The following is a 16,424-nucleotide window of genomic DNA, read 5'->3' on the forward strand; positions in this document are numbered from 1 at the left end:
ATGTCGCGTTAATATTAACGTTTCTTGTTAAGATAGATTCCATTCATATACTTGTGAAAAACAACTTCCTTATTTTGTTCAATATACGGTTTCGCTTGATCCGGCGATAAGTAAGCAACATCATCCACCAATTCCTCGTCACCTCTATGCCGTTCATTCAGAACTATAATATTACTAACTCCATTTAGCTTAAGCGTCTTAATCATAGTAGGGGTGCAAACCGTAACCCCTAAAATAACATGTATCGACATAATAGCATCTATCCCCCATTGATTTTGATAGTAACAGAACGAAAAGAGTTCAAACTTTGAAAATTGATAGATTAATTTTCTGAATAGGTCTATTATATTACGAAAACTAATAGTTCTAAACAAGCGAAAAAGTCAGCCCCTTCAACATGGCTGACTTTTTTATTATCGCTAATTGATTGTGTGCCTGTGCAACAAAAACAACCAACAATTCACCCAATTGTATAGAAACCAATCGAGATTAGATAATCAGGTACCTATCTAATCTCCAGTTCATAAATATGTAATCGCTCATAATAGTCAGATTTTTTTATTGCACGGGCACCTGAAACTTAAGATAGACAAACACACAAGAATTCCTCCACACATAAGTTAGTAAAACGGTAGGGGGTCTAACTATGGACAAAAAACAAGCATTTACCTCAAAAGCCAAGTCTCCGAGGTCAAAATGGTATCCTTTTGAAGTGATAGGGGTTTTGTTAGTTTGCATTTCACTGATTATCCTATTATTTGCTCCTAATTCACTGGCTGATTTTTTTAATACGATCATTGGGGAAGTTAAACCAATCGTTGTAGATGTATTTTTAACAAGTGAAGTGGGGATTGCGATTATTGTCAGTGTGATTTTTGGTCGATTATTGGAACGGTTAGGATTTACGGATGGTCTCATACGACTTTTTGTTCCAGTAATGAAGTGGCTTAAAATCAACCCGGCTGTTATCATACCAAGTGTTTATAATATCCTTGGTGATATTAACGCGGCTGGAAAAATCTCTGGTCCGATTCTCGTTAAAGCAAGGGCTACTAAGGCGGAACAAAAAATAGCTATCGCAACAATGATTCAATCTCCACAATCATTCGCTACCCTGGTATTAGGGCTCATTGCACTTTCCATTTTTGGTATTCAATCCTTTCCACTTATTGTCCTCTCGATTTTCCTTCCCATTATCGTGGTTCCTTTTATTTTATCAAAAACAATTTATCGAGATACCAAAAGGGTTGAATTAGAACATCTACCTCGCTTTACGCCAAAAACAAGGTTTCTGGAGACGGTATTTTCCTCGGCAAAAGAAGGTGTAGAACTCCTTTTGTTAATCATAATTCCAGCTGTTGCAGCTGTGTTCTTCTTTATTGGTACTTTCAAGTTTTTTGGTGTTTGGAGTGTAATTGAATCCTCTTTATCATCGATCTTAACTGTCATAAGTATTGAACCAACAACGGGAATCATTTCAATCCTTGCTGCTCCTACGTTGGCGGTTGCTCAACTAGCTGATATTGCAAGTACAGTGGATCCACGGCTAATTGTCGGATCATTTGTTTTGGCGAATTCAGGGTTGCCACTGTCCGTCATTTTTGGTCAGATTCCAGCCACTTGGTCGGAAACATCTGATCTTAATGAAAAAGAAGCTTTAAAAGCTGCATTGATTGGACTGCTATTACGAGTTGTTACAGCTTGGGTATTAGCTGCTTTTTTAACACCGTTTTTGGTGAATTAGATGAAGAGTCACCGCTATATAGTTAGGGGAAAAAAGATTGTCACTGTCAGTAAGTTAGGGACGATTGATAATGGTGCTTTTGCTGTGGAAGATGGAAAGATTTTAGCTGTGGGGAAATGGGAAGAACTTAAGGAACAGTATCCTAGTTTACCTGTTATGGATTACTCGAATTATGTCATAACACCATCCCTGGTTGATTGCCATACGCACTTATTGGAGTATGCACCATCTTCACTTTATGTTACTTCTCCCGAAAATCATTTAGCGGTAGGAAAAGCACTACTCCTTAGTGCTCTATCATCTGGGATTACAGCACTTGGGGAACAAATATGCGGGCATCCTTTCTTTAATTTTACGGTGAGCGATTATCGAAGTGCTGTTTTAGATATGCCGCTTGATGTTTCCTTTGCAACGACGAGTATATCGATTGGTTTTGAAAAGTTAGTTCATTATTCGGCTATTACTCAGTCACAGACCATAGAGAAAAAAGAGTTAGTCAATCCTTATGTAGTGCAACGAATTGCTCTTGCAAGTGACTATCCAGGTGAAAATATTTTTATCAATGCGACGCCTGCGAATTTCACTACAGATGAAGTCCCAAGGGCAGGAGAAATCATATATACACTAGAGGAATTAAGACAGATCGTAGAAATCTATCACCAATCTGGCAAGAAAATAGGTGCGCATGTTGCTGGTGAGGTTGCTCTGCAAATGACCTTGGAGGCTGGTGTTGATGTGTTGCACCATGCACATGGCATTACGGAACAGCAAATAAAGAAAGTAGCAGAACAACAGGTGAAAGTTGTCGCTACACCGATGGGCGGAACTCATTTACGGCCTAATTCACCTGAAGAGATTCTTAAATTAATGAATAATAGTATTGGTGTTTCAATTTCTACAGATGCTTACTTACCCCCTTATCAAGGTATTTCATGGTTGCCATTTCGAGATCAAACCCTAAAAGGACCAGATGTATTGATGCTCATTGCCAACCCGGCCATGCAGTTATTAAAGCAACATGACTATGATGAAAATGAGATTTTGGCAATGTTAACTGCACATCCAGCCGAAATTTTAGGCAAAGGAGATTGCTTTGGTAAACTAGAATGGGGATTAGATGCAAACTTCCTGGTGGCGGAAGGTGTTCCTGGCTTAGAAATTACTGAGATTGAAAACATAAGGCAAGTTTTCTTTCGAGGTGAAAAAGTAATTGATCGAACAAAGTAATTGTTTGTGTGCAACAAACACCAACCAACAATTCACCCAATTGTATATAAAACCAAAAGAAATTAGATAGTCAAGTACCTATCTAATCTCCTGTTCATAAATATGGAATTGTAGTAAATTGCCAGAATACAGCCTGCACAGGTACCTGAAATTATTTTAATTATATAGTAGATTTACTAGATAACAACTCTTCTTTTTTCATACTAAACTCTTCTTGTGTAAGAACACCCATATCTAACAGTTGTTTGAACTTAAGTAATTCATCAGCTACACTATTATTCTTGATTTCTACATTAGTGCTACTCAAAACATCATCTTCTAACTCAGTGAAGTCCACATCAATAATATCAGGGATTTCATTTTTCATTTCTCGTAAATCCTTTTTAAAATTTTCTTTAGAGTAGTTATTAACGGATTCAAATAAAGTATTTCTTAAACGTGTTCCCATTGGTTTCATTGACGCATAGGTTAAACCACCTGAAATTACCCCGCCTAATATTGGAATTGCTTTAGAAATACCTTGAGCAAAAGTCTTCTTTGTTAATTTAACTCCAATCGTAGCGGCTACTTTCTTGATAATTGGGTAATAGACTGTTTTCATTAATGCTTTTTGAGGTAGTTTTTTTAATACCTGCTGGGCAACCTTAGAAGACAAAACTTTTAATGCAGAAGAGGTACCAGCAACTCCAAACATTACCCCCAAAAATAATGTAAGTTCGCCCCTAACTCTTTCAGTATTCACTTTTTCATCCTCCCATAAATCTTTGTAACCAAATAGATACGCCAATTCCTGAGCAAAACGTAGTGAAACGCCATAGAATTGAAGAATATCAGCCGGGATTGTAGCTGCCATGGCAAACCCACCTGGGATTCCAGCAGCAAATGATGCAGAAGTACTTTGAAGCGTACGTTTCTCAATCAAGGATTTAGCTACTTTATTTAGAGTATCAATATTCATTCCTGCTTCAATTGGCCCTTTTTCCAAAACAGCAACAAGTTCATTGTAACTTACATATTCAGACAAGGTTTTAGATAAAAATTCAGTACGATTTACTTTAACTCCTGGCAATTTTAATGCATTAGTTAATATTAATTCTAATGAATTATTTGGTTCTGAGCTATTCAATTAAATTACTCCCTCTCAAAAAACTGGATAATTACTACTTGAGTATAGATGACCTTACAATACAATATTAACATTCTTTACTCCTATTAAATTTCGTATATCTTTTTCACTAGATACACGTATGCTAATTAATATAAATAATAAGGGTACCTGTGCAACAAATAACAATTCACCCAATTCTATAAAAAACCAAAAGAGATTAGATAGTCAAGTACCTATCTAATCTCCTGTTCATAAATATGGAATTGTAGTTAACTATCATAATAGCTACCTGAAATTTATACCGGTTGTTCTAGACTAGAATCGTCCATAGAATCATTGTGACAACCATCGTTGTGATCCCTTGTAACAACGTTGCCATCGTTTGTGCCTTATAGGCATCTTTTACTTGCATGCCACTAAACTCTGTGACAACCCAGAAAAAGCTGTCGTTGACGTGACTGACGATCATTCCCCCTGCCCCAATCGCCATGACAACGAGTGCTAGCGGAATCGCTCCTTCAATGCCCATAAGTGGCAGAAGCGGTGCAATTAAGGTCGATGTAATGAGTAAAGCGGCTGTCGTAGAGCCTTGTGCCGTTTTCAGTGCAGCTGAAATAATAAATGGAACAAGGAGGAAAAATGCACCATTTCCAAAGATCTCCATGTTCATATTCTTAATTAACTCTGAAACGCCAGAATTGGAAATCACTTTCCCAAACGCTCCACTTGCCCCAGTAATGAGAATAATTGGTGCCGCATTCGTCAATCCTACACCAATCCATCCCGTCAAAGTTTCTTCGTTAAATTTCGGAAGAAGCAACAATGCTGCAAGGACGCCGAACAATAAAGCGACGGATGGCGTGCCTACAAATTTTAAAACGTCGACAAAACCAGTATCTCCTCCTGCAAATGTCGCAATTGAACCAATTCCAATCAAGATAAGAGGAAGAACAATTGGCAAAAACGCTTTGAACGTAGAAGGCATTTCTCCAAAGGATTTCACAATTTCCTCGTAATCAAGACCGCCTGTTTCAGTATCCTCAGGCACCTCAATTTTAGATGCTACCTTTACAGCCCATAAGTAACCGACAATCGTAGCCGGAATCGCAACAAGCAGTCCTATTATGATGATCGTTCCTAAATAATTTTCAGCTCCAATATTACCAGCAGCAGCCATTGGCCCTGGCCCTGGCGGAACTAACGTATGCGTTGCGAACAAACCCGTGGCAAGCGCAACTGACATCGAAGCAATGGAAACTTTTGCGCGCTTGGCAAGTGCCTTTTTTAAACCTGACAATATCACAAATCCCGAGTCACAAAATACGGGAATGGCGACGATATAGCCAATGAGCGACATAGCAAGTTGCGGACGTTTTTCACCTATCACACGCAACACCACTTCAGCCATCCGGAAAGCACCACCCGATTTTTCCAAAATGACCCCAATAATTGTTCCAGCAACAATCACAATACCAATACTTTTCATGATGCTACCAAAACCATCGTTAACACTTTCAACAACTTCTAGTAACGGCATGCCAGAAGCAATACCTACGAGAAATGCACCGAATAATAAAGATAAGAATGGATGCACTTTGAAAACGGCAGTTAATATAACGATTACAACGACACCTAGTGCAATCACCCCAAATAACATGACTATACCCCTTCCACATTAAACACTAAAATAATGTTCAAGTACTATTTTTGTTTTTTCTTGCAAAAACTGAAATGCGTGATTCATTAATTCATCTACAGATTGCGTGCCATCTGCTATTTCATGCAACTCCGTAAAAAACGGTTGCAAGGCATCTCTACTTTCTCCATCCACCATTCCTGAAATTAAGATGACTGGTTTTCCTGCTTCTTGCGCCACATTCGCTATTCCGAATGGTGTTTTTCCCGATAGCGTCTGAACATCCGTTTTTCCTTCTCCAGTCAGAATAAGGTCTACGTCTTTTAGGTGCTCATGAAATGAAATTGCTTTCAAGACGACATGAATGCCTTGTTTCATTTCCCCAGGCATGAACGCTTGAATTGCGCCGCCAGCCCCTCCAGCTGCGCCAGCCCCTTTTTTCGCATGAAGTGAAATCCCCGTTTGTTTTTCTACTACATTCGCAAATGTTGTTAGACCTTCATCGAGATCCGTCACCATTTCAAGTGTCGCTCCTTTTTGCGGACCAAAAACAGCGGTTGCACCAACAGGGCCGACGAAAGGATTTTCCACATCAGAGGCAATTAGGAAATGGCTCTTTGCGATTCTTTTATCAAAATGAGCGCAGTCGATTTCATGAAGGTCGGTGAGGGCACCTCCGCCAGAATTCAATTCCACACCCTCTTTGGAAAGTAATTTCATACCAAGCGCTTGTAACATCCCGGCTCCCGCATCATTCGTCGCACTTCCGCCAAGCCCGATAATAAATTTACGAAATCCAGCATCGAGTGCATGACGAATGAGTTCCCCTGTTCCATATGTTGACGTAATCAGTGGGTTTCTTTCGTCCTTACGTAAAAGCATCAGTCCCGAAGCTTCTGCAATTTCAATGACACATGTTTCTTCATCCCCGAGAACGCCGTAGCTTGCTTCGACTTTCCTTCCAAGTGGGTCTTGTACAACACAAGATACTTTTTTTCCTTGCGTCGCACCTACTAAACTTTGCATTGTACCTTCCCCGCCGTCAGCTGCCGGTATTAACACTGTTGTAATTGTTGAATCATACTCACAAACCCCAGCAGCCATTGCTTGTGCTGCTTCTATCGCACTCAAACTTCCTTTAAATGAATCCGGTGCTACAATAATTTTCATAAAATCCACCTCTTTACTATCAATTACGCCCAGATTTTGAACCCCACTTGTCGGTTTCAAAATCTGGGGCATCCAGGAGGAATTGGGTTCCATTTCTCCCAAGAGAAATCGGGTTTCATTCCTTCCTGGAGACTTTAACTTTATTGAGTAAAAGTAGAAGGCCTCTACTTCTACTCAATAAAGTTAAGCGCTTTCATAAGTATAGTGATATTTTTTTGAATAAGCACTATACTTAATGTACAAATAAGAACTCAAATATTTAGAATTCTTATACACGGAGGTGTTTTTTTGATTACTAAACAACTTGCAGAAGAAATAGTGAAGCAAACCATGGTCAAATTGAATTACAATTTGAATGTTATGGATACAAACGGAGTCATATTGGCGTCAGGAGAGTCCGAGCGGATTGGGAAAATCCATGAAGGGGCAACATTCGTCGCAAAAACAGGAGACCTCTTACGGGTGATGGAAGAAAATTCAGTGGAGTGGCAAGGGGCAAAGCCCGGCATAAATATGCCGATTCATTTCCAAGAACAATTAGTCGGCGTTATCGGCATAACAGGCAACCCCGATGAACTTCAAGACATTGCTAACCTCGTTCAATTAACAACAGAGATGATGGTTCACCAGTCGCTAATTACGTCCCAAGGCGAGTGGAAACGGAAGATGAAAGAACTAATTTTTGAGGAACTGACGAGTAGTGAAACGTTTTCCAAAGTTATGAAAGAAAGACTCGACTTGCTTGAATTTAATACCATAGGTCCATTCACAACGCTATTGATAGAATCGGATAGCTTTCTTCCTTCTCCCCATAGAGTGATTGAGCAATTAGAAGAACAATTTGACAAAAATGCTGTGCTCATTGGACATTCCCAGTTGAATGAACTTTTCATTTTACTTTCGGGATTAGATGAAGTCACGCTGAAAAAAAAGATGCCCAAGCTCTTCGATGTGTTGCGGAAAAATCCCACAGCGAAAATCGGAATCGGGTATTCTGTACAATTATTGGAGGACATCCGGTACTCGTACACAACGTCGAAAAACGCCTTGCAATTCGGAGGTGAAGGCCGGCGTCTTGTCTATTTTGAAGACGTGGAATTAGTAACGCTTTTAAAACGATGCCCTTCAGCAGAAACGCAACGATTTTCCGGCAGAATGTTGGATGGCTTGAACAATTCATTACAAGACACACTTACTGTCTATTTCGAATACAATCAAAACACGTCGGAATCGGCTACAGCACTGGAAATTCATCGCCATACGATGACTTACCGACTTCGAAAAATTAAAGAAATTACCGGCTACGATCCTTCTCTCTTTCAAGATGCTCTATTGTTAAAAATAGCGATGTTGTGCCAAGATTGAAAAACGGAGATCCCTTGTGATAAGGAATCTCCGAACGTTCTGTCTATGTTATCCCAAATAGTCAAGCCAATAAATCCCTAAAAATGTGAGTATTGAGGACAGAATGAGCCAGCTGTGCGGGGAAGAGAGCCGCCGGTTAATGAACCTTTGGTTGCCTGTGCACAGTACAATTCAGTATATTGAGTGATTAGTTTTTTAGGGAACTGTTTAATCTTATTTGTGGAAATCTGTTAACTCTAGTTTAGCGTTTACACATCGCTATTTTTTCCACTTCTATCTTATATTTAGGATTTAGGCCTTCTATTTCATCCTTGTTAAACTCTATTCTTAGCTGCTCGGATAACTCTCCAATAAAATCAGCCATTTTTATAGAATCATTCTCATTTCCTCGACGATATCCATATTCTAAAATACGCTTGAATTCTTCTTGTAATTCTACCGTTGTCATGCGACAATACCTCTTTCCCTTTTTACTACATGTTATATTAATTAATAACCTTTCCATATATTGTAGTACACTTTCATTAAATATAATGTCGAAATTAGTCGTAATCTATTAATTTAATGTTAAATTTGATACAAAAGATCTTGAACTGGATATGGACATGAGATAGTGACACGTGTGCCATATTTTAGAGCCACTTCGGACAAATTCTAGGGACATTTTGAGACTTAAGAAAGGGCATAGGTGGGGTGAAATGTAAGGAGTCTCAACAAAATCAAAAACACCTGAAACATTGAATTAACAAAGTTTCAGGTGTTTCTTATTGAATCTACATTTTAAATTATATCCCAGGAGGATGTTTTCAAGAGCGTTTAAACCCCAACTCAACAAAAGGTGGTGGAAAATTGGATTGAAAATGAAAAAACCTCTAGCCGTGTTTCAGCCAGAGAACTCCTTTCATTCAACTCTTTAATTATCCGAATAGTGTCTGAATTGCGCGGTGCACAGGCATCGCTTTTGCTTTTAAGTTGTGGCATAAAGAAGAGAGTAGCTTAATTGCTACCCTCTTAATTAATTAACATTCACTAGAGAAAAACATAAATAATAATCAACTCTTATTTTTCATTTTTTAATAAAATAAGGATTTACAGCTCTTGCTAAAAATGCAGAAAATTGTCCTCTAGTTAGAAATTCATTTGGACGATAAGTATTATCTGTATAGCCACTGGTAATTCCAAGAGAAGATATTCTTGATACAGCATCAAATGATGAAATGCTTGAGTTCATATCTTTGAATGGATTAGGCGGAGCTGAAGAAATACCAAATGCACTACTAATTAAAATTGCCATTTGACCACGAGTAACTATTTCATCAGGACGATACGTATTATCATCAAAACCTTTAATAAACCCTTCTTTAACTGCTGCAGCAATATAGCCAGCTGCTACTGTACTTTGGTTAACATCTGTGAATTCAGTTTCTCCTACAACTTCTTCCAGTCCCAATGCACGAACAATCATAATTGCTGCAGCCCCTCTTGTTACGACTTCATTTGGTCTAAATGTATAATCCTTATATCCACTAATAATACCTTTATCAGAAAGATAGAGGATTTCATTAATAAAACGATAATTATTCGATACATCTCTGAATACATTTAGTGGCGTTGATTTTGGTAGATCAGTTTCTTCTGGTTTCGGAAGTTCTGGTTCTACTGGTGTTGGTGTTACTGGTGGTTCTGTTATTTGTACGCTTAATACAGTAACTTCCGTTACTTCACTAATATTTCCTGCACCATCTGTTGCAGTTACATTCAATTTTGTTCCTGCTTCTTGTTTCTCTATCACAACATTATATTTACCATTGGTATTAGTAGTTGCTTTTCCTATTACATTCGTTCCTGCTTTAACCGTAATTGTAGAACTCACTTCGGCTGTTCCTGTCACACTTGTTGAAGTCCCTGTTACTTCATTCACTGTTGGTGGTTCTGGGGCTATTTTATTTTTTTTGACACTAAACTCTAGGCTAGACCAATCAAAATTCTCCCCCAGATATTTTTGAGCATTCTCTTCATGGATGTGAAGGGAGTTTCGGTTATCTTCAGGATAAATTAAGATGTCTCTAACTTTCCAAGCACCTACTTCATCCGCCTTTATTTTCAGAGTACCAATATAAGCATCTTCCTTACTGTTATAAGTAAATAACATATCTTTATTTGTATCTAAATCGTTTATAAAGTACATGTTTATACTCTTAATCTCTGATGGACTTGTAGCTTTTATCTTAACAGTCTGTGTATCTCCCACTGATATTTCTTTCAAGCCCAATTCAACACTTTTAATTTTCATTAATTCCGGTTGATCAAAATAAGTAGTAATGCCTTGTTCTTTTAATTTAGTTAACGTTGCATAACTGTTTTTATCAAGCGGGTTACTGCGTACATTCATTAGCTCCAATTCATTTAAATCTTCAACCGATGAGATGTCATAAATATTATTATTGGCAAGCCATAGTTCTCTTACCTTTTTAAAGTTTTTAACTACTGTTATGTCTGTTACTTTATTGTATGATATCTCAAAAGAAGTTAGATTTTCCAAATTACCAAGAACGCCAATATCTTCAATCTGATTCCCCCAAAGATATAGCCAATTAAGCTTTACTAAATCTTTTAAAGGAGCTACGTCTGAAATATTATTGTCCCTTAATATCAAATCACTTAAGTTTTTCAAATTGGAAAGTGGTGTTAGATCAGTTATATTATTGTTATTTAAAACTAGACTGTTTAAATTAGTAAATTGTCCAATATCAATTAGATTATCTATTTTATTATTAGATAGATTTAAATGACGAATTTGTTTTTGATTTATCAAATCAGAAATATCTGTAATACGATTGGAATCGAGATTAATACTCTGTAAGTCCGGGAACCCATTTCTAAAAACGGACAAATCCTGAATCTCATTATCACCTAAACCTAGATTCACAAGCATACCAAGGTCTTTAAGCACCATAATATCGCTTATGCGATTTTTACTTAAGCCTAGGCTATGAATTTTTTTCAAATTTTTCAAACCATAAATATTATCGATTTTATTATCAGTTAATTCTAATTGAACTAAATTGGTCAAATCCACTAAAGGATTTATATTTGAAATATTATTTTCCCATAATGTTAATTCAGTTAAACCCCTAAGTTTAGAAAGTGGTCTTATATCACTTATATTATTATTACCTAAAAATAAAGATTTCAGGTTAGTTAAATTACTTAATGAAGTTATATCTGAAATTTTATTACGAGGGAGGTATAGTCTTTCTATATTCTCCGCATATTCAAGACCTGATAAATCGGAAATCCCTAGATTATCCGCATCTAAATAGTGTAATTGCTCCATATCTCTTATTGTTAAATCATTTTTAATATTTAAAGTCTTCTTGATAGCTTCTTTAAGGTTTACATCAGGAATAACTATGGTATCATTTGGATTTGTCGACGGCTCATCTGAATCATCCAATATAGTGAATTTCATCTCTTCAGCATAGTCCAAGTCTGACATTTTATAATCCTTGCTATTATGTGCATTATCCTTTGCGGAAATACTATCTATTTTCCATGTACCCCTAACATCTGTAGACTGTATTTTATAATGCCCCCTCCAAATACCATCCTTATCCTCATCATGTAAGTCAATCATTCTGAAACTATTGCCTTGTGGTGGAAGCATTAAAGCACCTACTTCAAACACCCCAGATATGTCATCTTTAATACTGGCCTTTATTGTTATGAATTCTCCTACCCTTATTTCTCTAGGGCTTACTTGTATATTTTCAAGTGTTGGGGCTGTAAAGTCGCCGCCTGTTGAATTATTTACTGTAAAATCCAATTCTTCTGGATTTAACATGTCTTCAGGATATATTACCCTGGAATTCAATTCTTCATCGTATGGAATTATAGCTCCAAGTTTCCAAATCCCATTTGCATCATTAGATGATATGGTGTATTCCCCTATATGCAAATCACTCTCTTTATCATGTGATAAATTTATTCTAAACCTCTTATTTCCGTGCGGCGATTTGTAGGATACCTGAACCTCTTTGACGCCACTAATATCATCATTTACTTTAGCCTTTATGATTAGCTTTTGACCAACTTCTAATTCTTTTGTTACTAACTCAATCCTTTCTATTGTCGGAGGAGTGGTATCAACAACATTTGGATTGTCTATAAGTATATCTAAGTTATTAGGGATATTTTCTGATTTGACAGATTCATAATTTCCCGCCTTATCAACAAAATCTATAGAATCAAATCTCCATACCCCATTCAAATCTTTGGTAGATATAGTATATTTCCCTATCCACAAACCTTCAATTTCGCTATATTCTAAATAAATATTCTTAGTTATCCAATTAGGATACTGATATCCAACTCGAACATATTCTATCCCCGAAATATCATCTTCTACTGCCGCTTTTATTGTTACTGTGTCATTTATCTTAACTTCTCTTGAGCTAACCTCTACACTTTCCAATGTGGGGGCTGTAAAATCTCCACCGCTTGCATTTGTATTTATAACTGGAAAGATAATAGAATTTGTAATCATAAAACATAAAAAAATGAGCAGAAATCTCTTCTTCACAAATAACATCTCCCTATCAACAATATCAAAAGTATCAAAACAAACTATATCATATTATTAGTCCAAATGTACCAGTTTTTTCTTTTTATATTCCGTTCTAATTCGGGGAGGGATTAAGCTATTATTAAATTGCCCTTTCAACAAAAACAGACTCATTTAAGGGCTGTAACTGTCCCTGAAAAATACTCACTATGTACTATGACAGATGGGCGTTATTTGACGCTTACGTGTGAGAAGTTTGACGCTTACATAGAAACTGTCTGATTAGCGTCTGAATGGTGCGGTGCACAGGCATCGCTTTTTAATTTTCACGTCAAAGTAAATTCTCTGCGCCCTATCAAGACTTTAGTAACTTACTTCAAAAAATGCAGGAGATTATAACCCAAATTTGAGCTCTGAAATTATTTTTATCAGAAGAATGTAGTAGGACTGCTAGGGCTTGAAGCGCAACACCGAACACATTCAAAATTTATGCGGTTGCGAAAGTAAAACGAGTTGATTCCATCGCCAACTCAACAAAAGTTGGTGGAAAATCGGATTGAAAATGAAAAAACTCCAGCCACTTTCTAAAATGTACCCTATAAGATAGACACTTTAAAAAAGTCTCTCTTATGGGGTACTTATATTTATAATGAAAATAACAACGATTATATGTTGACATAAAGAATCCTACCAACAACGCTTGGGGATGCCTCCCGCAATAAGCCAGACAGATTCGGACGGTCCAAACCGATATATGGGCGGTCGGCCACGGGATTCGGGCGGTCCAAACCGATATATGAGCGGGCGACCTCGGGATTCGGGCGGTCCAAACCGATATATGAGCGGGCGGCCACGGGATTCAGTCCAAACCCATATATGAGCGGGCGGCCACGGGCTTCGGGCGGTCCTTAACTGAATTGCGTGGTGCACAGGCATCGCTTTGTGAGATTTTGGGTTTTTGTATGTAATTATTGAAATCCCGTATATAATCATGACTATGAAGGATCCATTTCCTATGAGCTTGAATTTGAGCTACTGGGCAGACGAGCACACAAACTGCAGCTAGAACAATACATACGTATTATAGGAGGAACACGGGTGAGTGGAGTAATAATTGTTGCCATTGGCGGAAACGCGTTGGTTAAAGGGAATGGCTTTGATTCAATTCAGGATCAATATGAAGTAGTGCAAAAAACGGTTATTAATATTGCCGATATGGTGGAAGAAGGCTACAAAGTTGTCGTTACACACGGAAATGGCCCACAGGTAGGTTTCGGTCTTCGAAGGTCTGAAATTGCACGTGAACAAGAAGGAATGCCTTTAATCCCGCTCGTTAATTGTGTAGCGGATACACAAGGCGGGATTGGCTATCAAATTCAACAGGCATTAACAAATGAATTTGCAAGAAGGGGTATTGATAAAAAAGTTGCTACTCTTCTAACTCGGGTTGAAGTAAGTTCAGATGATCCCAACTTTAAAAATCCAACAAAACCTGTGGGATCATTTTATACCTTTGAACAATCTGAGCTTATGAAGGCAACACATCCGGAATGGAAATTTATTGAGGACTCCGGAAGAGGATACCGGCGTGTGGTACCATCCCCTAAACCAATTAATATACTTGAAAAGGATGCCATTAAGTCCCTCATTGACTCAAATTTTGTTGTTATTGCAGTGGGTGGTGGTGGAATCCCTGTTGTACAGCGGGAAGATCATACATACGAAGGCATAGATGCAGTTATCGATAAAGACTTTGCGACAAGTCTGTTAGCGGAACAAATTAACGCAGATACGTTAATTATTACAACGGGTGTATCAAGGGTCTGTATTAACTTTGGTAAACCCAACCAAAGAGAACTGGAGATCATTACAATTTCACAGACAAAGCAATATGTACTTGAAAACCATTTTCCTGAAGGGAGTATGCTGCCTAAAATTGAAGCAAGCTTAAGCTTTTTGGAGGAGAGCGGGATGAGAGTTATCATTACGAATACCGAAAGTTTAAAAGACGCAATCAATGAAAAAGCAGGGACACATATCATTAAATGAGTGCTTTAAATCGTATACTCTTTCTTCAAGCTAAGACGAAAATAGATAATCGGAGGTTACGGGCATGGATAGAAGAAAAAGATTTGAAGCATTATTTGCAAATATAAATCAATACAATGCAGGTGATAAGGGAATTACAAGAATTGCTTACTCCAACGAGGAGCAAACATGTACCCATGCTTTTATGCGGATGTGCAAGGCTGAAAATCTTGATATACGCATGGATTCTTGTGGAAATGTTATTGCCAGACGGGAAGGAAAGATTGAAGGGCTCCCTCCTGTTGCCATGGGCTCTCATTTAGACACCGTTTACCAGGGCGGGAAATACGATGGTGTGCTGGGCGTCACAGCTGCATTAGAAGTGATCAAACGCCTAAATGAAAAAAAGATTGAAACGAACCATCCGATTGAAGTGATTTCATTTGCGTGCGAAGAATCATCCCGTTTTGGCGTATCAACAGTTGGAAGCAAAGCGATGACAGGGCAATTTGAAAAAGATAAATATCGACATTTGAAAGACAAAGATGGCATTACATTAGAAAATGCACTATCTTATTGTGCACTTGATATTAATGGTATCGATCAGGCAAGTCGAGTGAATGAGGAATTTAAAGCTTTTTTTGAATTGCATATCGAGCAAGGTCCAGTATTAGTCAATAATCATAAAAAAATCGGTATTGTTACAGGAATTGCCGCTCCGGTTAGACTAATTGTTAGAATAACAGGTAAAGCATCGCATTCAGGCACGACTCCGATGAATATGAGAAAAGATGCGCTTCTTGGGGCAGCGGAAATTGCCTTGGAACTTGAAAAAGTCGCGAAGGCAGAGGAAGACTTTGGTACTGTCGCTACACTAGGCGTTATGGAGGTGTTCAATGGGGCTATGAACGTCGTGCCAGGAGATGTGGAATTGAAAATTGATATGAGATCCACTTCGTTAACATCAAGGCAACGCGTGCAAGATCATTTAGTGCAAACGATAACTTCCATTAAAGAGAATAGAAAACTCGAGATAGAAAGTATTGAAATTAGTTCTGAGGAGCCTGTGCTTCTATCCCCAGAAATTAATAATGCGCTAGAAATGGTTTGTAAGGACAAGAATATTCCCTATCAACTCATGCAGAGTGGGGCTGGCCATGATGCCATGAACATGACCCGGTTATGTCCTGTAGGGCTTCTTTTTGTTCCATCCGTAGACGGAATCAGTCACCATCCAAATGAATACACAGCGATTGAAGATATCTTAATCGGAATTGACGTATTGGAAGAGGCAGTTCTTCGTTTTGCAGTAGTCGAGTAACCGACCTAGTACCTGCAACAAAAACAACGAACAATTCACCCAATTGTATAAAAGCCATTATAGATTAGATAATCAAATACCTATCTAATCTCCTGTTCATAAATATGTAATTGCAGTGAATTGCCGGAGTAGTTTCGCGCACAGTACCTGAAATTTTCCCCGCTCTCCATTTCGATACTATATCAGTATGATGGATAACATTTTGTACAAGCGTGGTAAAAATCATTTGTGGAGAACAGCTCACTTTAGTTTATCGTTTAC

11 protein-coding genes are annotated in these 16,424 nt (G+C 37.9%); 5 read left to right on the forward strand and 6 right to left on the reverse strand.

Translation table 11 applies throughout. From position 1 onward, the window contains the following. Positions 1 to 14: 14 nt before the first annotated feature. Complete coding sequence (locus AC25Y5_RS02555) at positions 15 to 251, reverse strand: hypothetical protein (protein ID WP_488138965.1); 237 nt, start codon at positions 249 to 251, stop codon at positions 15 to 17. A 395-nt stretch (positions 252 to 646) separates the two neighbouring features. On the opposite strand from AC25Y5_RS02555, the gene AC25Y5_RS02560 reads away from it, so the two are divergent. Both AC25Y5_RS02560 and AC25Y5_RS02565 read left to right on the forward strand, forming a co-directional pair. Beyond that, positions 647 to 1,744 carry a hypothetical protein gene (locus AC25Y5_RS02560; protein WP_488138966.1) on the forward strand — a complete coding sequence of 366 codons (1,098 nt, stop codon included), beginning with the start codon at positions 647 to 649 and terminating at the stop codon, positions 1,742 to 1,744. Then, positions 1,745 to 2,971 (forward strand): amidohydrolase family protein, encoded by a 1,227-nt coding sequence (locus AC25Y5_RS02565; RefSeq protein WP_488138967.1) that lies wholly within the window; start codon positions 1,745 to 1,747, stop codon positions 2,969 to 2,971. 160 nt (positions 2,972 to 3,131) lie between these two features. Here the strand turns inward: AC25Y5_RS02565 and AC25Y5_RS02570 are convergent, their stop codons facing one another. The 3 genes from AC25Y5_RS02570 to AC25Y5_RS02580 form a co-directional block, all read right to left on the reverse strand. Further along, on the reverse strand, positions 3,132 to 4,097 hold the full coding sequence (locus AC25Y5_RS02570; protein ID WP_488138968.1) for an SHOCT domain-containing protein: 966 nt from the start codon (positions 4,095 to 4,097) through the stop codon (positions 3,132 to 3,134). Positions 4,098 to 4,389: 292 nt separating this feature from the next. Next, complete coding sequence (locus AC25Y5_RS02575; protein ID WP_488138969.1) at positions 4,390 to 5,736, reverse strand: GntP family permease; 1,347 nt, start codon at positions 5,734 to 5,736, stop codon at positions 4,390 to 4,392. Between the two features lie 18 nt (positions 5,737 to 5,754). Next, a complete protein-coding gene (locus AC25Y5_RS02580; protein ID WP_488138970.1) occupies positions 5,755 to 6,885 on the reverse strand; it encodes a glycerate kinase in 1,131 nt (376 codons plus the stop codon). A gap of 288 nt (positions 6,886 to 7,173) precedes the next feature. Between AC25Y5_RS02580 and AC25Y5_RS02585 the strand changes: the two genes are divergently transcribed. Next, a complete protein-coding gene (locus AC25Y5_RS02585) occupies positions 7,174 to 8,250 on the forward strand; it encodes a CdaR family transcriptional regulator (protein ID WP_488138971.1) in 1,077 nt (358 codons plus the stop codon). Between the two features lie 241 nt (positions 8,251 to 8,491). Here the strand turns inward: AC25Y5_RS02585 and AC25Y5_RS02590 are convergent, their stop codons facing one another. Continuing rightward, positions 8,492 to 8,698, reverse strand: coding sequence for a YwzD family small protein (locus tag AC25Y5_RS02590; RefSeq protein ID WP_488138972.1), 207 nt, complete (start codon positions 8,696 to 8,698; stop codon positions 8,492 to 8,494). A 618-nt stretch (positions 8,699 to 9,316) separates the two neighbouring features. Continuing rightward, entirely contained in the window at positions 9,317 to 12,832 is a 3,516-nt protein-coding gene (locus AC25Y5_RS02595; protein ID WP_488138973.1) for an S-layer homology domain-containing protein, read from the reverse strand. A 1,080-nt stretch (positions 12,833 to 13,912) separates the two neighbouring features. Here AC25Y5_RS02595 and arcC point away from each other — a divergent pair. Together arcC and AC25Y5_RS02605 are read left to right on the forward strand one after the other, a co-directional pair. Continuing rightward, positions 13,913 to 14,863 carry a carbamate kinase gene (gene arcC / locus AC25Y5_RS02600; protein ID WP_488138974.1) on the forward strand — a complete coding sequence of 317 codons (951 nt, stop codon included), beginning with the start codon at positions 13,913 to 13,915 and terminating at the stop codon, positions 14,861 to 14,863. A gap of 64 nt (positions 14,864 to 14,927) precedes the next feature. Further along, positions 14,928 to 16,163: an allantoate amidohydrolase gene (locus tag AC25Y5_RS02605; RefSeq protein ID WP_482101022.1), complete on the forward strand. Its 1,236-nt coding sequence runs from the start codon at positions 14,928 to 14,930 to the stop codon at positions 16,161 to 16,163. Positions 16,164 to 16,424: the final 261 nt, after the last annotated feature.

This window comes from Sporosarcina sp. Y1011 (genome assembly GCF_057669885.1).

What these genes read in the sequence shown, in the direction of transcription:
- AC25Y5_RS02565 (WP_488138967.1), top strand. Translation starts at nt 1,745, where the DNA reads ATGAAGAGTCACCGCTATATAGTTAGGGGAAAAAAGATTGTCACTGTC.
- AC25Y5_RS02590 (WP_488138972.1), bottom strand. Translation starts at nt 8,698, where the DNA reads ATGACAACGGTAGAATTACAAGAAGAATTCAAGCGTATTTTAGAATAT.
- AC25Y5_RS02560 (WP_488138966.1), top strand. Translation starts at nt 647, where the DNA reads ATGGACAAAAAACAAGCATTTACCTCAAAAGCCAAGTCTCCGAGGTCA.
- AC25Y5_RS02580 (WP_488138970.1), bottom strand. Translation starts at nt 6,885, where the DNA reads ATGAAAATTATTGTAGCACCGGATTCATTTAAAGGAAGTTTGAGTGCG.
- AC25Y5_RS02555 (WP_488138965.1), bottom strand. Translation starts at nt 251, where the DNA reads ATGTCGATACATGTTATTTTAGGGGTTACGGTTTGCACCCCTACTATG.
- AC25Y5_RS02575 (WP_488138969.1), bottom strand. Translation starts at nt 5,736, where the DNA reads ATGTTATTTGGGGTGATTGCACTAGGTGTCGTTGTAATCGTTATATTA.
- AC25Y5_RS02605 (WP_482101022.1), top strand. Translation starts at nt 14,928, where the DNA reads ATGGATAGAAGAAAAAGATTTGAAGCATTATTTGCAAATATAAATCAA.